General features: G+C 71.9%; 16 protein-coding genes and 2 tRNA genes. 6 read left to right on the top strand and 12 right to left on the bottom strand.

Annotated features, from left to right (window positions below):
- The first annotated feature begins 126 nt into the window (after positions 1-126).
- Both hisN and E4U92_RS20590 read left to right on the top strand, forming a co-directional pair.
- Positions 127-927 carry a histidinol-phosphatase gene (gene hisN / locus E4U92_RS20585; RefSeq protein ID WP_137301905.1) on the top strand — a complete coding sequence of 267 codons (801 nt, stop codon included), beginning with the start codon at positions 127-129 and terminating at the stop codon, positions 925-927.
- 209 nt (positions 928-1,136) lie between these two features.
- Positions 1,137-1,529, top strand: coding sequence for a CBS domain-containing protein (locus E4U92_RS20590; protein ID WP_137301906.1), 393 nt, complete (start codon positions 1,137-1,139; stop codon positions 1,527-1,529).
- A 125-nt stretch (positions 1,530-1,654) separates the two neighbouring features.
- Here E4U92_RS20590 and E4U92_RS20595 read toward each other — a convergent pair whose 3' ends face one another.
- Positions 1,655-3,109, bottom strand: coding sequence for a catalase (locus E4U92_RS20595; protein ID WP_137301907.1), 1,455 nt, complete (start codon positions 3,107-3,109; stop codon positions 1,655-1,657).
- Positions 3,110-3,242: 133 nt separating this feature from the next.
- Here E4U92_RS20595 and E4U92_RS20600 point away from each other — a divergent pair, with 133 nt between their 5' ends.
- Positions 3,243-3,659: a Fur family transcriptional regulator gene (locus tag E4U92_RS20600; RefSeq protein ID WP_067236834.1), complete on the top strand. Its 417-nt coding sequence runs from the start codon at positions 3,243-3,245 to the stop codon at positions 3,657-3,659.
- A 92-nt stretch (positions 3,660-3,751) separates the two neighbouring features.
- Here E4U92_RS20600 and E4U92_RS20605 read toward each other — a convergent pair whose 3' ends face one another.
- The 6 genes from E4U92_RS20605 to E4U92_RS20630 form a co-directional block, all read right to left on the bottom strand.
- The gene (locus E4U92_RS20605) at positions 3,752-4,951 is read right to left on the bottom strand and encodes a glycoside hydrolase family 64 protein (RefSeq protein ID WP_137301908.1); all 1,200 of its coding nucleotides are present in this window, start codon (positions 4,949-4,951) and stop codon (positions 3,752-3,754) included.
- A 73-nt stretch (positions 4,952-5,024) separates the two neighbouring features.
- Positions 5,025-6,314: a glycoside hydrolase family 16 protein gene (locus tag E4U92_RS20610; protein WP_137301909.1), complete on the bottom strand. Its 1,290-nt coding sequence runs from the start codon at positions 6,312-6,314 to the stop codon at positions 5,025-5,027.
- A gap of 311 nt (positions 6,315-6,625) precedes the next feature.
- Positions 6,626-6,699, bottom strand: a tRNA-Met gene (locus E4U92_RS20615).
- 77 nt (positions 6,700-6,776) lie between these two features.
- The gene (locus tag E4U92_RS20620) at positions 6,777-8,741 is read right to left on the bottom strand and encodes a tetratricopeptide repeat protein (RefSeq protein WP_137301910.1); all 1,965 of its coding nucleotides are present in this window, start codon (positions 8,739-8,741) and stop codon (positions 6,777-6,779) included.
- A 209-nt stretch (positions 8,742-8,950) separates the two neighbouring features.
- Positions 8,951-9,024 (bottom strand) — tRNA-Met (locus E4U92_RS20625).
- A 62-nt stretch (positions 9,025-9,086) separates the two neighbouring features.
- Positions 9,087-12,062 carry a UPF0182 family membrane protein gene (locus E4U92_RS20630; protein ID WP_137302015.1) on the bottom strand — a complete coding sequence of 992 codons (2,976 nt, stop codon included), beginning with the start codon at positions 12,060-12,062 and terminating at the stop codon, positions 9,087-9,089.
- Positions 12,063-12,227: 165 nt separating this feature from the next.
- Between E4U92_RS20630 and E4U92_RS20635 the strand changes: the two genes are divergently transcribed.
- Entirely contained in the window at positions 12,228-12,770 is a 543-nt protein-coding gene (locus E4U92_RS20635; protein ID WP_137301911.1) for a PPA1309 family protein, read from the top strand.
- Between the two features lie 109 nt (positions 12,771-12,879).
- Here E4U92_RS20635 and E4U92_RS20640 read toward each other — a convergent pair whose 3' ends face one another.
- From E4U92_RS20640 to E4U92_RS20655, 4 genes are all read right to left on the bottom strand, one after another.
- Complete coding sequence (locus E4U92_RS20640) at positions 12,880-13,977, bottom strand: YlbL family protein (protein WP_137301912.1); 1,098 nt, start codon at positions 13,975-13,977, stop codon at positions 12,880-12,882.
- Positions 13,978-14,042: 65 nt separating this feature from the next.
- Positions 14,043-14,276 (bottom strand): hypothetical protein, encoded by a 234-nt coding sequence (locus E4U92_RS20645; protein WP_137301913.1) that lies wholly within the window; start codon positions 14,274-14,276, stop codon positions 14,043-14,045.
- 53 nt (positions 14,277-14,329) lie between these two features.
- A complete protein-coding gene (locus E4U92_RS20650) occupies positions 14,330-14,791 on the bottom strand; it encodes a molybdenum cofactor biosynthesis protein MoaE (protein ID WP_137301914.1) in 462 nt (153 codons plus the stop codon).
- Between the two features lie 143 nt (positions 14,792-14,934).
- Positions 14,935-16,044: an SDR family oxidoreductase gene (locus tag E4U92_RS20655; protein WP_137301915.1), complete on the bottom strand. Its 1,110-nt coding sequence runs from the start codon at positions 16,042-16,044 to the stop codon at positions 14,935-14,937.
- Between the two features lie 194 nt (positions 16,045-16,238).
- On the opposite strand from E4U92_RS20655, the gene E4U92_RS20660 reads away from it, so the two are divergent.
- Positions 16,239-17,711: a zinc-dependent metalloprotease gene (locus tag E4U92_RS20660; protein ID WP_137301916.1), complete on the top strand. Its 1,473-nt coding sequence runs from the start codon at positions 16,239-16,241 to the stop codon at positions 17,709-17,711.
- A complete protein-coding gene (locus E4U92_RS20665) occupies positions 17,708-18,223 on the top strand; it encodes an NUDIX hydrolase (RefSeq protein WP_137301917.1) in 516 nt (171 codons plus the stop codon). Before E4U92_RS20660 ends, E4U92_RS20665 begins: the two co-directional genes overlap by 4 nt.
- A gap of 81 nt (positions 18,224-18,304) precedes the next feature.
- On the opposite strand, the gene E4U92_RS20670 is transcribed toward E4U92_RS20665, so the two are convergent.
- Complete coding sequence (locus E4U92_RS20670; protein ID WP_137301918.1) at positions 18,305-19,060, bottom strand: AIM24 family protein; 756 nt, start codon at positions 19,058-19,060, stop codon at positions 18,305-18,307.
- Positions 19,061-19,074 lie beyond the last annotated feature (14 nt).

The raw sequence follows: 19,074 nt of genomic DNA on the forward strand, positions 1-19,074 counted from the left end.
CGCACTGTCAAGGGGTCGCGGAGGGGGCGGATCGCGGCATCCTGCCCGGCCGCCCCGGGCGGGCGTCCACCGGGTGCCCCGGCCCCCTGTGGCCCCGCGCCCGCCGGGACGGATACCGTTCGTCACATGCCGGACTACCTCGACGACCTGCGGCTGGCCCACGTCCTCGCGGACGCCGCCGACGCCGCCACCACGGCCCGCTTCAAGGCCCTCGACCTCAAGGTGGAGACGAAGCCGGACATGACCCCGGTGAGCGAGGCGGACAAGGCGGCCGAGGAGATCATCCGCGGCCAGCTCCAGCGCGCCCGTCCCCGGGACGCGATCCTCGGCGAGGAGTACGGGGTGGAGGGCACCGGCCCGCGCCGCTGGGTGGTCGACCCGATCGACGGCACCAAGAACTACGTCCGGGGCGTCCCGGTGTGGGCGACGCTGATCGCCCTCATGGAGGCGGGCGAGGGCGGCTACCAGCCGGTCGTCGGGGTCGTGTCCGCTCCGGCGCTCGGCCGCCGCTGGTGGGCCGCGAAGGGGCACGGCGCCTACTCCGGGCGCAGCCTGTCCTCCGCCACCCGGCTGCACGTCTCGCGGGTCGCCGACCTCGCGGACGCCTCCTTCGCCTACTCGTCCCTGTCCGGCTGGGAGGAGCAGGGCCGCCTGGACGGCTTCCTGGACCTCACCCGCCGGGTCTGGCGCACGCGCGCGTACGGGGACTTCTGGCCGTACATGATGGTCGCCGAGGGGGCGGTGGACCTGTGCGCCGAGCCCGAGCTGTCGCTGTGGGACATGGCCGCCACCGCGATCGTCGTGACGGAGGCGGGGGGCACCTTCACCGGCCTCGACGGCCGTCCCGGCCCGCACAGCGGCAACGCCGCCGCGTCGAACGGCCTGCTGCACGACGCACTGCTGGACCACCTCCACCCGCGCGGGTGAACTGACGCCACGTCCGGCGCACTCGCCCCAGGGGCGGATGAGCGCGTGCGCCCTCAACCGGCCGCACGCGCCCTCTTGTTGACCCCCGCTTTGCCTGCCACTCTGAGAATCCCCCCACTTGTGCATTTGTGAAACGCTGAACAAAGGGCTGAACAAGGCAGGAAGGGCGGGGACACCCAGGCGGGACACACCAGGAGGTGGCTCGATCCATGCTCGTCCGTGACGCCATGAGCACCGTGGTCCTCATCATCGGCCCCCACCACACCCTGCGGCAGGCGGCGGCGCTGATGTCCGCCCGCCGGGTCGGCGCGGCCGTCGTGCACGACCCCGACGCCGGAGGGATCGGCATCCTCACCGAGCGCGACATCCTCAACTCCGTCGGCCTCGGCCAGGACCCCGACACCGAGCGCACCCAGGACCACACGACCACCGACGTGGTGTTCGCGGCCCCGGGCTGGACGCTGGAGGAGGCGGCCCGTTCCATGACCCACGGCGGCTTTCGCCACCTCGTCGTCCTCGACCGCGGTGACGTCACCGGCGTCGTCTCGGTCCGCGACATCATCCGCTGCTGGGCCCCGGACCGGCAGCAGGTGCCGGCCTGAGCCGCGGCCCGGCCGCACGGCCCGGGCGCACGAACGGGCCGGACCCCCCTCGACGGGCCCCACCGGAGTGGAGCGGTCGAGGAAGGGTCCGGCCCGTCCCCCGGCAAGCGGTCCAGTGCTGGTGATCAGCCGCGCAGGGCCTGGACCGCGGCCTCCAGCCGCTTGCCGAAGTCGTCGTCCGCCCGGCGGAAGTTCTCCACCGCCCGCTCGACGATGTCGTCGCGCGAGACGCCCGCGAGCGCGCCCGAGAGGTTGGCGACCAGGCGCTCCTTCTCGTCCTCGCGCATCAGCCGGTAGAGGTTGCCGGCCTGCACGAAGTCGTCGTCCTCGGCGTGGCGGGGCGTCGGGTGGGCGCCGGTGCCGCCGGGGACGGCGTCGAACGGCTGCCACAGCGGACGGCCCGTCTGGTACGGCCCGCCGAAGCTGTTGGGCTCGTAGTTCTTCTCGCCGCCGTGCCGGCCGTCGTAGAGGTGGCCGTCGCGGGAGTGGGTGCGCGCCTCGGTGGCGTGCGGGCGGTTCACCGGCAGGTGGTCGGCGTTGATGCCGACGCGGTAGCGGTGCGCGTCGCCGTAGGCGAACAGGCGGCCCTGCAGCATCTTGTCCGGCGAGGGGCCGATGCCCGGCACGAAGTGGGCCGGCGAGAAGATGCTCTGCTCGACCTCGGCGAAGACGTTGCGCGGGTTGCGGTTGAGCTCCAGCCGGCCGAACTCGATCACCGGGTAGTCCGCGTGCGGCCACACCTTGGTCAGGTCGAACGGGTTGAAGCGGTACGCTGCCGCGTCCGCCGCGGGCATGATCTGCACGCCCACGGTCCAGCTCGGGAACTCGCCGCGCTCGATCGCCTCGCGCAGGTCGCGCTGGTGGGAGTCGGGGTCCTTGCCGGCGAGGACGTCGGCCTCCTCGGCGGTGAGGTTCCTGATCCCCTGGTCGGTCTTGAAGTGGTACTTGACCCAGAAGACCTCGCCGTCGGCGTTGTTCCACTGGTAGGTGTGCGAGCCGAAGCCGTCCATGTGCCGGTACGAGGCCGGGATGCCGCGGTCGCCGAACAGCCAGGTCACCTGGTGCGTGGACTCCGGCGACAGGGACCAGAAGTCCCACACGTTGTCCGGCTCGGTCGAGCCCGTGTAGGGGTCGCGCTTCTGGGTGTGGATGAAGTCCGGGAACTTGATGGCGTCCCGGATGAAGAACACCGGGGTGTTGTTGCCGACGAGGTCGTAGTTGCCCTCCTCGGTGTAGAACTTCAGCGCGAAGCCCCGCGGGTCGCGCACGGCGTCCGCGGCACCGAGGTTGCCGGCCACGGTCGAGAAGCGCAGGAAGACCTCGGTCTCCTTGCCCACCGCGGAGAGGAAGGCGGCACGCGTGTACGGCGTGACGTCGGCGGTCACCGTGAAGGTGCCGTAGGCGCCGGCGCCGCGGGCGTGCACCACGCGCTCCGGGATGCGCTCCCGGTTGAAGTGGGCCAGCTTCTCCAGCAGGAGCTGGTCCTGGACGAGGACCGGGCCGCCGACGCCCGAGGTCTCGCTGTTCTGGTTGTCGGCAACCGGTGCACCGGCCTCCGTGGTGAGCGGTCCCTGCGTCACGTGCGCCTCCTGCGTCTTCCTGTTACTCGACCAAAGCCAGTCTCGATCCTACATTGGACTCAGTCCAAGTCAAATGAACGTCCAAAGTCACACCTATTCGGAACCTGGTCCGGTTGCTGTTAGGCTGAAGAGTATGAGCGACCTATTGGAACGGCTGCGCGGACGCGGATGGCGGATGACCGCGCAGAGGCGTGTCGTGGCCGAGGTCCTGGACGGCGAGCACGTCCACCTCACGGCCGACGAGGTCCACGCACGGGCCGTCGCCAAGCTGCCGGAGATCTCCCGGGCGACCGTGTACAACACCCTCGGTGAGCTGGTCACCCTCGGCGAGGTGCTCGAGGTCAGCACGGACCAGCGCGCCAAGCGGTACGACCCGAACGCGCACCGCCCCCACCACCACCTGGTGTGCGCGCGGTGCGGTGCGATCCGGGACGTGCACCCGTCGGGCAACCCGCTGGCCGACCTCCCCGACTCCGAGCGCTTCGGCTTCACGGTGTCGGACGTCGAGGTCACCTACCGCGGCGTCTGCCCCAACTGCGCGGCGGCGTAGGCCCCCCGAGCCGTCACCACGCCGAAGGGCACCGCACTCCCCCTGACCGGGGAGTGCGGTGCCCTTTCGTGTGAGCGTCGTGGTCCGGCGCCTCAGAACGCCGTCAGGGTGAGGGTGAAGCCCGTGGGCTTCGTGTCCTGGACGTAGGAGGCGAAGTCGGCCACGTCGTCGAAGGCGAAGCCGTAGGCCTTGCCGTCCACGGTGGCCGCGTGGACGGCCCGCGCGTAGTGGTTGGTCAGCGCGCCCCGGTAGAACGTCGCCGGGTCGGTGGCCGGCTGCGCGGGGTGGCTGATCAGGGTGGAGCGGTTGAAGGCCGCGCCCAGGACCGCGGCCACCGGGCCGGTCGTCCCGTCGTTGGGGGCGGCGAGGTTGCCGTCGCAGAAGAGGACGTCACGGGTGGAGGGCCTGGCGAACGACACCGCCGCCGGGCCGTCGAAGGTGAGCCGCTCGCCGCGGACGCGTCCGGTGAACGTCCCCGCGTTCGTGCTGACCGTGAGGTCCTTGCCGGTGTACGTGCTCCACACCTCGTCGATGTACGGCGCGAAGTAGTCCTCGGGGAACAGGCCCGCGTCCAGGCCGTGGCCCGGGGCGATGATCCGCGTGTCGTCCACGACCAGCGGGGCGAACTCCTCCACCTGCCGCAGGGCCGCGAAGGCCGCGGCCCGGCCGCCGTCGCGCACGGCGCCCGTCGTCTGGTCCTTCTCCCCGGTGAGCCGGATGCTCATCGGGACGCTGAACATGTCCACCATCGTGGTGTTGCAGAACATCCCGTCCGCGTTGTGGGTGAACTCCGCGCAGTCGTGCAGGATCCCGTAGTTGGGGTCCGAGGCGACCCAGCCGGCCGGGTACTGCAGGGCGGCGTCGCCGTTGCCGTCGGTCACGGCCTTGAACTTGAGCTTCGCGCCCAGCGAGACGTAGATGCGGCCCGACATGCGGGGCAGGGACAGCGTGGTCGCGCCGCTGCCCGCGAGCGGTATCGCGTAGTCGGTGAAGCCGTCGGGGCCGTTGTCCGAGAGCGCGACGGGGGCGAGGGTGCCGTCCGGGGTGAGCCGCACCTGCTTGCCGTCGGCGTTGCCGACGACGTACAGGTGCACCGAACCGTTCCCGAACGAGCCGCTGTTGTTGACCACGGTGACCGGGAGCGCGCCGCCCGCCGCGGGCGCGGACCCGCCGCTCTGCCCCGCGAGGGCGTGCGGGGCGACGGCGGCGATCGCCGGGACGCCCACGGCGGCGCCCCCGAGGGCGAACAGCATCTTGCGGCGGGTCAGGCTGCGCTGGTGACGAGGTGCCATGAGGGGTGCTCCTTGGGGAGTGCGGCGGTGGGGGGTGCCGCGAGGAGGGGTCGTGGGGGGCCGTGGTGGGGGCTCAGACGAGGGACCACTTCTGGTTGGCGTTGCCGGAGCAGGTCCAGGTCTGCAGGCGGGTGCCGTCGGCGGCGGAGTTGCCCTTGGCGTCCAGGCACTTGCCGGCGCCGACGTTGGTCAGGTCGCGGGCCGCCGTGTACGTCCACTGCTGGGCCGGGGTGCCGTTGCACGTGTAGAGCTGGACGACCGCGCCGTCGTCGTGCGAACCGCCCTGCACGTCCAGGCACTTGCCCAGGGCGCGTACGGTGCCGTCGCTGCCGAGGGTCCAGCGCTGGGCGTCGTTGCCGGTGCAGGTGTGCAGTTGGACGGGGGTGCCGTCGGCGGTGCCGGCGCCGGCCACGTCCACGCACATGTCGCCGATGCCCTTGAGGGCGCCGGCCCGGGGGGCGGTGCCGGAGCCGGTGCCCGCGCCCGTGCCGGAGTCCGAGGTGGTGACGTGGACGTAGTCGACGGTCATCGTCTGCGGGAAGGAGGTGCCGGCGTCCGGGCTCCCGGGCCAGTCACCGCCGACCGCGAAGTTCAGGATGAGGAAGAACGGGTGGTCGTAGACCCACCTGTTGCCGCCCACGTCGGCGGGGGTGCGGGTCTCGTAGGGCCTGCCGTCCACGGACCAGGTGATCGCCGAGGGGCTCCAGTCGACCGCGAAGACGTGGAAGTCGTCGGCGAACGAGGCGCCGTTCGGCAGGGTGTACCCGGCGCCGATGCCGCCCGCGCCGGAGTAGCCGGGGCCGTGGATCGTGCCGTGCACGGTGCCGGGCTCCTTGCCGACGTTCTCCATGATGTCGATCTCGCCGCTGGCGGGCCAGCCCGCGCTGCCGAGGTCGTCGCCGAGCATCCAGAACGCCGGCCACACGCCCTGGCCCCGCGGGACCTTGATCCGGGACTCGAAGTGGCCGTACTTCTGCGTGAAGGTCCTGACGGTGTTCAGCCGGGCCGAGGTGTACTGGCACGTGCCGTACCAGCACTGCAGGCCGGCGTCCGTGTTCTTGCGGGCGGTGATCACCAGGTGGCCGTTGCCGTCGAGGGCGGCGTTGCCCGTGCTGTTCGTGTAGTACTGCAGCTCGTGGTTGCCGTTCCCGCCGCCGCCCGTCTCCAGGGTCCACTTCGCTGCGCTGGGCGCGCTGCCCGCACCGCCCTCGAAGTCGTCGGACCAGGTCGTGGTGGCGGTGGCGGCGCTCGCGCGGTTCGTCGCCGGGTCCGAGGTGTTGAGGAGGAGGGCGGCGGCGAGGGCGGCGAGCGTCAGCAGCGCCAGCCCTCCGAACGACCATCTGCGTGCGCGATGAGCGGCCATGGGGAGAACACACCTTGTCGTCGGGGAGGGTCTTCCTGGCCGACGCACCGGTTCTGAGAGCGCTCTCACGCTGCGCGGACGGCACCGTCGGCGAGCCCAGACGATACGCAGGAAGGTTGCCCCTGCCAACCGGAACCCGCATCCTCGAATCAGGCCCTGACCTGGGATTACCTCAAGTAACGCCGACAACCCGAAGCACGCTTAATCCGTGTTTAAACCACGCTTAAGGAGAGCGGAGGGGGGGCGCGAGGGCGGAGCACGGCACACGACGAGGGCCGGAACCCATTCGGATTCCGGCCCTCGTCCATCAGTAGCGGGGACAGGATTTGAACCTGCGACCTCTGGGTTATGAGCCCAGCGAGCTACCGAGCTGCTCCACCCCGCGTCGGTGAATGCAATGTTACGTCAAGGAGGAGGACGGAAGCAAATCACCGCCCGGGGCACGTCCGTCCCACCCCTGCCTCACGCCGTCAGCTCTTGGCGCAGCGCGTCCCGCAGCCGCGCCGCCCGCTCGGCCACCTCGGCCGGCCCCAGCGTCACCGCGCGGTCCGCCCAGCGCTGTCCCTCGTCCAGCTCACCACGACGCGCGTAGACCAGGGCCAGCCGCAGGGCCGCCCGCCCGTGCCCCTCCCGTGCCGCCCGGGTCCACCAGACCACCGCCTCGGGCTCGCTGCCCTCCCGCACGAGCAGCAGCCCGAGGTTGAACGCGCCGTTGCGCGACCCCGCCTCGGCGGCCAGCCGGTACCACCGCGCCGCCTCGACGACGTCACCGCGCGCGGCGGCCAGCATCCCGACCCGCACCTGGGCCCGGCGGTGGCCCTGGGAGGCGGCGCGCTCGTACCACTCCTCGCACTCGGTCTTCTCGTGCACCACCTCGCCGAGCTCGTGCGCCGACGGCCGGGGCCGCCGCGCGTCGAGCACGGTGGCGAGCCGGTACGCCGCCTCCGCGCTGCCCCCGCCCGCGGCGCACCGCAGGTGCAGCTCGGCCTCCTGCTCGTCCCCGTCCCGCAGGCGCGCGATCCCGACCTGGAGGGCCGCCTCGGTGTGACCGGCGGCGGCCGCCCGCTCGTACCAGCGCAGCGCCGCCGCGTCCTCACCGCGCCCGGCGTAGAGGATCCCCAGGTTGAACGCGGCGTCCACGCTCCCGGCCTCGGCGGCCTTGGAGAACCACGGCTCGGCCCCGGTGGTGTCGCCGCCCTGGAGCAACAGGATCGCCAGCGCGTTCGCGGCCTCCCGGTGCCCGGCGTACGCGGCGTGCCGGTACCACTGCTCGGCCTGGGCGGTCCGTCCCTGCTCGGCGCAGAGCAGCCCGAGGTTGTAGGCGCCGTTGACGTCGCCGGCGTCCAGGGCGGCCCGGTACCAGCGCTCGGCGGTCTGCGTCTGCCCGCGCTCGGCATGCAGCGCGCCGAGTGCGTTGGCCGCGTTGCCGTCGCCGTCCTGGGCGGCGCGCAGCCACCAGACGGCGGCGTTCTCGGTGTCACCGGCGTCGCGCAGGAGGAACCCGAGCGCGCAGGCGGCCCGCGCCTCGCCGTCCTTGGCGCTGGTCAGGTACCAGCGCCCGGCCTCCTTCAGCTCGCCGCGGCGCTCCAGGATCGCCCCGAGGTGCAGCGCGGCCCGGCGGTGGCCGCGCGCGGCGGCCTGCCGGTACCACTGCTCGGCCTCCTCGGCCGGCGGGACACCGAGGCCCGTGCCGGACCGCGGTCCGGCGTCCCGGGCCGCGTCGGTGCGCCGGCCGGCCGCGGACCTGTCGTCCGCGTGCACGGCACCGGCCCCGGGCGTACCGGCGGTCCGTCCCGCGCGGCCCGGCTCGGCGCTCTCGACCGCGCCCCGCTCGAGCGCGCCGCGCTCGGCCGCCCGGCGGTCCAGCGCGCGGGCGAGCCGGTAGGCCGCCTCGCGGTGTCCGCGCTCGGCCGCGGCCCGCATCCACTGCTCGGCCCCGTCGTCGCCGCGGTGCTCCAGCAGGTCGGCGAGCGCGTACGCGCCGAGCACGTGTCCCTGCTCGGCGGACTGGCGCAGCCAGTACTCGGCGGCGGGCTCGTCGCCGCGCTCGCGGTGGTGCCGCCCGAGCGCGTGCGCGGCGGCCGCGGACCCGGCGACGGCGGCGACCCGCCACCACCCGGCGGCCTCGTCGGCGTAGCCGCGCTGGTGGAGCAGGACACCCAGGTTGTTGGCGGCGGCGCGGTCCCCGGCCGCGGTGGCGGCACGCAGGTGGGGCTCGGCTCCGTCGAGGTCGGCGCGGCGCAGCAGCAGGGCGCCGAGGACGCTGGCCGCCTCGACGTCGCCGGTCTCGGCGGCGAGCCGGAGGCGCACCTCTTCAGCGGCCTCCCCCGTCTCGTCGACGTCCGGGGCCGCTTCCGCCTCCTCACGGGAAGGCTGCACAAATCGCCCTGTCTCGAACAGAGTTGCCTTGTCCCCCATAACGTCCATCGTCGCACCACCCGCAACCCGGGTACACCTGGTATACCGCAGCCAGTGAGGTCACTTCAGCGTTTTGTCGACATGCCCACAGAGAGACAAGTCAAACACAGGTCACCCCAACTCGCCGCGGCGGCGCGGCCGTACGCCCCCTCGGTACATCCGTTCGCACACGACGAAGGCCCGGATCCCTGTGAGGAATCCGGGCCTTCGTCCTGCAGTAGCGGGGACAGGATTTGAACCTGCGACCTCTGGGTTATGAGCCCAGCGAGCTACCGAGCTGCTCCACCCCGCGCCGTGTTCCATCACCGTATCACGGCACGGAGGGGGGCCCGCTCGGCAGCTCAGCCGCCGGTCTCAGCCACCGGCGCCGGCCGTCGGGCTGGGGCTGCCGCTCGGCGCGCTGCTCGCGCCGGCGCTCGGTTTGCTGCTCGGGCTGCTGCTCGCCTTGCCGCCCGAACTCCCGGCGCCGCCCTTGCCCTTGGCGGCCGCCTGCGCGTCCTCGGCCCGCTGGAGTGCGTCCTGGAGGTCCTTCTGGGCCTTGCCGTACGCCTCCCAGTCACCCTTCTTCAGCGCTTCCTGACCCGCGTCGAAGGCCTTCTGGGCGTCCTGGAGCGCCTGTTGGACGGTGGCGTTGCCGGTCGACGGCGGCGGCTTGGTGCCGGAGTCCGGTGGCCGGGGCGTGGTGCTCTCGGCCCCGAAGACCTTGTCGAGCGCCTCGTCCAGCGTGTTCTCGAAGGCCGTGTTGCCGCCGTAGGTCACCAACACCTTGCGCAGCAGCGGGTACTTCAGCCCGCCACCGCGGACGTACACCGGCTCCACGTAGAGCAGTCCGCCGTCGAGCGGCACCGTGAGCAGGTTGCCGTACTCCACCTCCGAGTCGCCGCCGCGCAGCAGACGGATGGACTCGGCGATGTTCTGTTCGGAGTTGAACTGGCTCTGCACCTGTTTCGGTCCGTCGACCGTCGTGCTCGTCGGCAGCTTCAGGATGCGGATCTTCCCGTAGTCCGGTGTGCCCGCCTCCGAGTCCACGGCCATGAACGCGCTGAGGTTGTCCCGGCCGTTGGGCGTGAACGTCGTCGTCAGCGAGAACGCCTGGGCCTGCTGGTCGGGCATCTTCATGCTCAGGTAGTACGGCGGCACCGCGTCGCCCGACTTGTTGGTCGGGTCGTCCGGCACCTGCCACACCTCGCTGCCGCTGAGGAACGTCTGCGCGTCCTTCACGTGGTAGCGGGAGAGCAGCTCGCGCTGCACCTTGAACAGGTCCTGCGGGTAGCGCAGGTGGGCCATCAGCGACGGGGAGATGTCGGACTTCGACTTCACCGTGTGCGGGAACGCCTTCATCCACGTCTTCAGGACGGGGTCCTGGGTGTCCCACTGGTAGAGCTTGACCTCGCCGGTGTACGCGTCGACGGTCGCCTTCACCGAGTTGCGGATGTAGTTGACCTGGTTCTGCTGGGCCACCACCGCACGGTTGTCGTTGGCGGCGGTCAGCGAGTCGGCGGTGGTGTCGCCGAGGGTCGTACGGGAGGCGTACGGATAGCCGTTGGTGGTCGTGTACGCGTCGACGATCCACTGGATCTTGTCGTCCACGACCGCCGGGTAGGCGTCGCCGTCGATGGTCAGCCACGGGGCGACCGCCTCGACGCGGTCCTTCGGCGTGCGGTTGTACAGGATCCGCGACCCGTCGCCGATGGCGCCCGAGTACAGGATCTGGGGCTCGCCGAACGCGACCGCGTACGCCGCCCGGTTGAGCGGGTTGGAGAGGTTGACGCCGCTCTTGCCCTGGTAGCTGGTGGTCTTCTCACCGTTGTCGTCGGAGTAGTCGATCTCCTTCTGGGGACCGCCGACGATGGAGTACGTGGTCGTCTTCTCGCCGTAGTAGATCCGCTGCTGGTACGAGCCCAGGTCGCCCTTGGACGGCAGGTCGGACTCGGTGAACACCGGGCGCCCCTCGGCGTCGGCGGTGGTGCCCTTGGCGGCGACCACGCCGTAACCGTGGGTGTAGCGGAAGTGGTTGTTGATCCAGTTCTGCTTGTCCACGCCCGCGAGGTTCAGCTCGCGCAGACCGATCACCGTGTCCTGGTCGGTGCCGTTCTGGTTGTAGCGGTCCACGTCCAGGTTGGTCGGGAAGGCGTAGTACTTCCGCATCTGCTGGAGCTGCTGGAACGTCGGCGAGACGATGTTCGGGTCAAGCACACGGATGCTGGCGGTCTTGGAGACGTCGTCGCGCAGCGTCGACTTGTCCTGGGTGGTGCTGGTGCCCGTGTACTCGTTGACCTGCGTGTCGTCGATGCCGTACGCCTCGCGGGTCGCCTTGAGGTTCTTCTGGACGTACGGCGCTTCCTTGGCCTGCTCGTTCGGCTGGACCTGGAACTTCTGCACGATCGCCGGGTAGAGGCCGCCGATGAGGATGGCCGACAGGACCATCAGGCCGAAGCCGATGACGGGGAGCTGCCAGGTGCGCCGCCACAGGGTGGCGAAGAACAGCAGGGCGCAGATGACGGCGATGCAGAACAGGATCGTCTTGGCCGGCAGGTAGGCGTTGGCGTCGACGTACCGCAGGCCCGTCCAGTTGTCGGTGGCCTTGAAGTCGCTGGACTTCACCGCGAGGCCGTACCGGTCGAGCCAGTAGGCGACCGCCTTCAGCGCGACGAAGACGCCCAGCAGCACCGACAGGTGGCCGGTGGCGGCCGCGGTGGCACGGGCCCCGGGGCTGGTGACGCGCAGCCCGCCGTAGAGGTAGTGGGTGAGCGCGGCGGCGATCAGCGACAGGATCGTGGCGGCGAAGCCGAAGCCGAGCAGGAACCGGTACCAGGGCAGGTCGAAGGCGTAGAAGGACACGTCGAGGTGGAACTGCGGGTCCTTCTGGTGGAAGGGCACGCCGTTGACCCACATCAGCCAGGTGCGCCACTGGCTGGACGCCGACGCTCCGGCGATCAGCCCGACCAGCGCGGTGATCGACAGCAGCAGCCACTTCTTGTAGGGCGCGATGCCCATGCGGTAGCGGTCGAGGCTCTGCTGCTCCATCGACATCGCGCTCAGCGGCGGCCGCAGCCGGTGGGCGAGCCAGATGTTGAACCCGACCGCGAGCGCCATCAGCAGACCGAAGACGAAGAACAGTCCGATCTTGGTCCACAGGGTGGTGGTGAAGACGGAGGAGTAGTTCACCGACCGGTACCAGAGCCAGTCGGTCCAGAACCCGGCGAACATGGTGAACGCCATGCCGAGCACGGCGAGGACGCCCAGCGTCATCAGCAGGGTCCGGACACGCCGGGACGGACGGCCCACTCTCATCCGCGGCCCTGTCGGGCCTCCGCCGCGGTCCGGCATCTGGAAAGCCAAGGTGCGCACCTCGAAGTTCGCTACTCGATCGGTCGGACCCGCGTGTTCGCCGGCCCCGTGCGGGCCCCGGTGATCGCGGCCCCACACCTATGCAACTTACTCACCGTTTACTCGGTTCCCGATCCGGGCCGGGAACGAGGCAGGATTGTGACCATGTCCAACACTCCCATGGCAGCGAGCCCCCTCACCCGGGCCGTACTCGAGATCGACGAGTACGCCTCCGGCCTCGGCTGGGACCAGCCCGCACGCCTCTTCGCCCTCGTCGACACCGCGCAGCTGCGGACCCAGGAACCCGCGCTGGCCGCCCAGCTCGGTCTGGCGGACGGACCCGAGACCACCGGTCTGACCCCGATCGAGCAGGACGAGGTGCCAACGGACAAGCCGCTCGACGAGTTCCTGGCCACCATCGCCTGGCCCGGCGCGGTGACCGGCTGCGCCCTCACCATCGAGCGCCTGATGCTCCCGCCGTCCGCCGAGACCCAGGTCCCCGACGACCTCGACGAGGCCAAGCTGGCGAAGTGGGTCGCCGAGCACCCCGAGCGCCAGGAGGTCCGCATGACGGTCGCGGTGCTGCGCGACGGCTCCCGCGAGTCGGCGCTGCGCCTGCGCGAGAAGGACAGCCCCACCGAGGTGCTCACCGGCGCCGACCTGGTGCCGGGCCTCGCCCAGGCCCTGTCGGCGACCTTCGAGGACTGAGCGGACCGCTCCCCCGCCCGCGGTTCACCGGCGGCGGTTGATCCCGTACGCGCCCGGGGGCGCCCTCGTCGACGAGGGCGCCCCCGGCGCCGTACTGCCGTCGGGCCGGTCAGCCCTTGGTCGTGCACTTCGGCAGGGCGTCGGTGTCCCCGCTGCGGATGTCCTTCAGGGCGTCGAGCGCGTCGTCGATGGTGGAGACCTTGACGAGCCGCAGCCCGCCCGGGGTGTCCTTGGCCGCGGCCGCGCAGTTCTCGGCGGGCGTGAGGAAGTAGCGCGCGCCCTTGCTGCGCGCCCCCACCGTCTTCATCTCGATGCCGCCGATGGGTCCGACCTTGCCCTCGTCGTCGATCGTGCCGGTGCCCGCGACGAACGCGCCGCCGGTGAGGCTGCCCGGGGTGAGCTTGTCGTAGATGCCGAGGGCGAACATCAGGCCGGCGCTGGGGCCGCCGACGTCGGCGAGCTTGATGTCGATGCTGAACGGGAACGTGTGGTCGGTGCCCGCGGAGATGCCGACGATGGCCCGCCGGGCGCCGCTGTCGTCCGACTTCGCGGTGGTGATCGTGACCTTCTCGGTCGTGGTCGCCGTCCGGTTCGCCTTCTCGGCGGCGGCCTGCTCCTTGGCCGGGACGATCGTGAACACCACGTCCTGACCGGGCTTGTGCCGGGTGACCAGCTTGGCCACGTCACCGGGCTCCTTGACCGCGGTGCCGTCGACGGCCTTGATGACGTCGCCCGCGTGCAGCTTGCCCTCGGCCGGCGAGTCCTTCACCACGGTGGAGACGATCACCCAGGACCGCACCGGGATGTGCAGCGCCTCCAGGGCGGCGACCTTGGCGCTCTCCTGGGACTGGCTGAACTCCTCGGCGTTCTCCTGGGTCGACTGCTCCTCCGTCTTGCCGTCCGGGTAGAGCGTGTCGTGCGGCACGACCTTGTCGTCGTGCGCGAGCCAGCCGTACACCGCCTCGACCAGGTTCATCCGGTAGTCCGCGCTGGTCACCCGCACCGTGGTCATGTTCAGGTGACCGTCGGTCGGGTAGGTCTTGCGGCCGGCGATCTGCAGCACCGGCTCGCCGTCGTGCTCCCCGAGCGTGTTGACCGTCGGGCCCGGCGACATCTCCGCATACGGCACGCGGATCAGGACTCCCGCGCACAGGAGCGCGATCAGGACCAGGGTCGAGGCGAGCATCGTCGCGGTGCGGCGTGGCATGCCTCGACAGTACGGGACGCCTCTGTCAGCGCACCGTCAGGGCCGCCGGGCGGGGGGTCGGGGCGTCAGGACCCGGAGTGCGTGGGGGTCCTGTCCTTCTCCATCGCGGCGCGGAAGCGGGCGTACCCGTCGAGCTCGGGCCCGTCGCTGCGGGCCTTGCGGGTGCGGTTGGCCCAACTGCCCCACAGCCCCGCGAAGATCGCCGCCACCAGCGGAATCAGCAACCAGGCGAGCGCCGCCATCCCGACCTCCCAGCCCCACGTGAGCGACCGCAACTGACTGATCAGCAGATTAACCATCCGCACGGACAACGCTCACGCCGGGGGTCCGGTTACGCAACCGGAGTGCGGGCCTAGCAGGCGCCCACCCACTCCTCGGTGCCGTCGGAGAAGGTCTGGTGCTTCCAGATGGGCACCTCGTGCTTGAGGTCGTCGATCAGCTTGCGGCACGCCTCGAAGGCCTCCCCGCGGTGGGGGCACGACACGGCCACGACCACCGCCAGGTCTCCCACCCCGAGGTCCCCCACCCGGTGGACGGCGGCCAGCGCCCGCACGGGGAAGTCGGCGACGACCTTCTCCGCGACCCGCCGCATCTCGGCCTCGGCGCTGGGGTGGCAGGAGTACCCGAGCCGGTCGACGTCGGCGCCCCCGTCGTGGTTGCGCACGGTCCCCACGAACAGGGCGGTGCCACCGGACGCGTCGTCCCCGACGGCGCGGAAGACCTCGTCGAGCGACAGAGGGGTGTCCCGTACCGCGATCAGCTTGATCGCGTCGCGCGCGCCCTGCTCACCGGGGTGATCACTGATAGGTGCCATGCCCCCATCGTGCCCCACACCCGGAACCCCGTGGAATCGCGGAAAGCCCCGACACACGCGCGTGGGGGTTTGGAGCCTCCTACAGACACGCCGGCCGAGGGGCCTGCCCCTCCCAGTGGGAAGCCCCTCGGGCTGGGGGGTCCCTACCGCCGCCGGGCCTTGCGGGCGCGGCGCACGACGGCCGCCGCGCCGAGCAGCGCCACCGTCGCGCCCGCGGCACCGGCCGCCGTCGCGTCCTTTCGCCCGAGCCGCCGCCCGGCGACCGTGTGCCGTCCGGCCACCTCCGCCAGCAGCTCGGCCAGCACCTCCTCGTTGGTCCACCGCGCCCGCCACCCGGCGTCGTGCAGCCGGCTGCCGCTGACCACCCACGGGTACATCGTGTAGGCCAGGTCGCCCGCCGGGGACGGCGTCAGCCCGATGCGGTGCAGCCGGGCCGCGGCCCCCAGGGCCACCGCGGACGGCAGCTCCATGCGCCGGATGCCGCTGAGCTCCTCGACCTCCTCCTGCTCCAGCCAACCGTCGCACCCGACCGCGAGCTCCCCGTCCACCTTCTCCAGGACGGCGTACTCCAGGGCACTGCACAGGTCCTCGACGTGGCAGAACTGCCAGACCGGCCGCGACCCGGCCACCACCAGCAGCCGGGGCGACTCGAAGTACCGGGTCAGGGCGGTGTCGGTGCCGCCCACCAGGATCGCGGGCCGTACGACGGTGACGTTGAGGCCGGGGTGCGCGCGCGGGGCGCGCCGGGCCAGCCGCTCGATCTCCAGCAGGTCCCCGACGCCGGTCGCCTCGGCCGTGGCGCGCAGCTCCGCGTCCTCCGACAGCGGGAGCTCGTTGTCGGGCAGTGCGCCGTAGACCATCGCGGAGGTGCACAGCACGACCCGGTGCACACCGGCCGCCGCGGCGGCGGTCAGCACGGTCTGCGTGCCGCGCACGTTGTACGCCGTCCGGGCGGCGGCGTCACTCCCCAGGTCGAGATCGAGCGCGAGGTGCACGACGACGTCGGCACCGCGCAGCTTCTCCGCGATCGCCGGGTCGCGGACGTCGAGGATGTGCCACTCCGCCGCGTCGCACTCGCCGCGCCGTTCGTCGACGGCCACGACCTGCTTGATCTCCTCGGAGGCGGCGAGCCGCTCGGTGAGCAGCGCGCCCACCCCGGTCGCGGCGCCGGTCACGGCGACGACGGGGCGCCGCCCGCCGGCGGGGGTTGCGTGGTTTCGCGCTGCGCGAACCTGCGGATCTGGGGAACTCACCAGGCGTCTCCAGCGGTTGTCATCCATACGAGCGCGAGTGACGCGTACGTACCAGGTGGCATCCATCCTGCCGCAGGCCGCGAGTCGGCGAAGCACCGAGGCCCGATCGGGCCCGGGGTGTCTACGCTGGGTGGTGTTGCAGGGCAGCCGCGCCGCCGGACGAGAACCGGCGGCCTTACCAGCCGAGGAATCCCGTGAGTGACACCCCATTCGGCTTCGGCCTTCCGCCGGAGGAGCCGGAAGACGGCGACGAGGGCAAGCAGAAGGACCCGCAGAGCGGTGGTGGTCAGGGCCCGGCCAACCCGTTCGGATTCGGGCTGCCCGGAGCGGGCGGCCCCGGCGGTGACAATCCGTTCGCGGCCATGTTCGGCTCGCTGAACCCCACCGACCTGGGCGCCGCCTTCCAGCAGCTCGGCCAGATGCTGTCCTACGAGGGCGGCCCGGTGAACTGGGACATGGCCAAGCAGATCGCCCGCCAGACCGTCGCCCAGGGCACGCCGGACGGCGTGAAGGACGCGAGCATCGGCCCCGCCGAGCGCAGCGCGGTCCAGGAGGCCGTCCGCCTGGCCGACCTGTGGCTGGACGACGTGACGTCCCTGCCGTCCGGCGCGGCCTCCGCGGTCGCCTGGTCGCGCGCGGAATGGGTCGAGGCGACGCTGCCGGCGTGGCAGGAGCTGGTCGACCCGGTCGCCGAGCGCGTGGGCACGGCGATGGGCGACGTCCTGCCGGAGGAGATGCAGGCCATGGCCGGCCCGCTGATCGGCGTGATGCGCTCGATGGGCGGCGCGATGTTCGGCTCGCAGATCGGGCAGGCCGTCGGCGTCCTCGCGGGCGAGGTCGTCGGCTCCACCGACGTCGGCCTGCCGCTCGGCCCGGCGGGCCGCGCCGCGCTGCTGCCGGCGAACATCGAGGCGTTCGGCAAGGACCTGGGCGTCCCCCGGGACGAGGTGCGGCTGTACCTCGCACTGCGCGAGGCGGCCCACCAGCGCCTGTTCGCGCACGTGCCGTGGCTGCGCTCGCACCTGTTCGGCGCGGTCGACGGCTACGCGCGCGGGATCAAGGTCGACACCGCCAAGCTGGAGGACGTGGTCGGCCAGTTCGACCCGCAGAACCCCGAGCAGCTGCAGGACGCCCTCCAGCAGGGCATGTTCCAGCCGGAGGACACGCCCGAGCAGAAGGCGGCGCTGGCCCGTCTGGAGACGGCCCTGGCGCTCGTCGAGGGCTGGGTGGACGCGGTGGTGCACGCCGCCGCCAAGCCGCGCCTGTCGTCAGCGGACGCGCTGCGCGAGACGCTGCGCCGCCGCCGCGCCTCGGGCGGTCCGGCCGAGCAGACCTTCGCCACGCTGATCGGCCTGGAGCTGCGCCCGCGCCGGCTGCGCGACGCCTCCCGCCTGTGGGCCTCGCTCACGGACGCGCGCGGGGTCGACGGACGCGACGCCCTGTGGGCCCACCCGGACATGCTGCCGACGGCCGGCGACCTCGACGACCCGGACGGCTTCGTCCACCGTGAGCAGATGGACTTCTCCGAGCTGGACAAGATGCTCGGCGAGGCGGCCGGCAAGCCCGACCTCACGAAGGGCCCGGACCAGGGCGGGCAGCAGGCGGACGACTCCGGCGAGGACGCCCCGGGCAAGGGCGACGGCGGCAAGGGCGACGGCACCGAGTGAGCCTGTACGACGACGCGGTCCTGGTCCTCAAGGAGTACGAGGACCAGGGCGGCCTGCGCCGGCTCTACCTCGACCACCTCGCCGCGCACCCGGACGGGATGTGGAAGGCCTGCCGGGACGGGCACATCACGGCGAGCGCCCTGGTGGTCGACCCGGAGCGGGGCCGTGTGCTGCTGACGCTGCACAGGAAGCTGCGGATGTGGCTGCAGATGGGCGGTCACTGCGAGCCGGTCGACGCCACCCTGGCCGAGGCCGCCCTGCGCGAGGGACGCGAGGAGTCGGGCATCCCCGGGCTGGCGCTGCTGCCCGGTGGCCCGGTGCGCCTGGACCGTCATCTCACGCCCTGCGCCTGGCACCTGGACGTGCAGTACGCCGCGCTCGCCCCCGCCGGCGCCGTGGAGGCGATCAGTGACGAGTCCCTCGACCTGCGCTGGTTCCCCTACGCGGAGGTCGCGTCGGTCGCCGACGACTCGGTCGTACGCCTGGTGGAGGCGACGCGCGCCCGGCTGTGAAGGCGTGAGGGGCGACCGCCCGGGCGGTCGCCCCTCACGTGCGGCTGCGGTGACGTGACGCCCCGGGCGTCGGCCCGGGGCTCAGCTCCAGACGTTGCCCTGGTTCTGTGCGCGCGCCCCGTGCTGGCCCATGCCGTACTGCGCGGCGAGGCCCTGGCCGATCTGGGCGTTCTGCGGCGGCAGCAGTTCGCTGGGCTGGACGAGCGCGAAGCCGCTGCCCATGAAGCTCAGCTCCCAGCCCTCGCCGGTGTTGCCGCGCCGGCGCCAGACGCCCGAGGAGTGCGTCTGGGCCTGCATCTGCACGCGCAGCCCGGTGGACCAGGCCACGATCGCGTCCGCGTCGCAGTTGACGTACTTGTCGGGCGTGACCTGCATCAGCAGCGGGGCGCCCGAGGTCATCAGGGCGACCCGGCCGCGCCCGGTGATGTTGAGCTGGTACTTCCCGGAGCCGGAGATGCCGTACACGCTGTCGACGGCGATGACCTCGTGGTGCAGCGAGGAGTCCATGGCGAGGACATAGCTGCTGTCCACGGTCAGGCCGTCCTGCTCCACCTCCATCACGTGGATGTGCTGGGCGAGGTTGGCGAAGTACACCGTGCCCTGCCCGTGGCAGCGCATCAGGTCCAGGCCCTCGCCGGTCCGCGCGCGAGCGCGGCGCTGGCTGGTGTTCTGCCACTCGGCGTCGAACTCGACGAGGCCCTGGTAGGCGACCATCGTGCCCTTGCGGGCGAGGACGTCGTCGTGGCCCTCCAGGGTGACGCGGAGCATGTGCTTGTTCTGCAGGCTCCAGCGTTCCTGGGTCTGCTGGTCGTTGTACGCGAAAAGCGGGCTCTGCATGGTGTTCTGGCTCC

Origin of the sequence: Streptomyces galbus (assembly GCF_005280195.1) — a bacterium.
GTDB lineage: Bacteria > Actinomycetota > Actinomycetes > Streptomycetales > Streptomycetaceae > Streptomyces > Streptomyces galbus.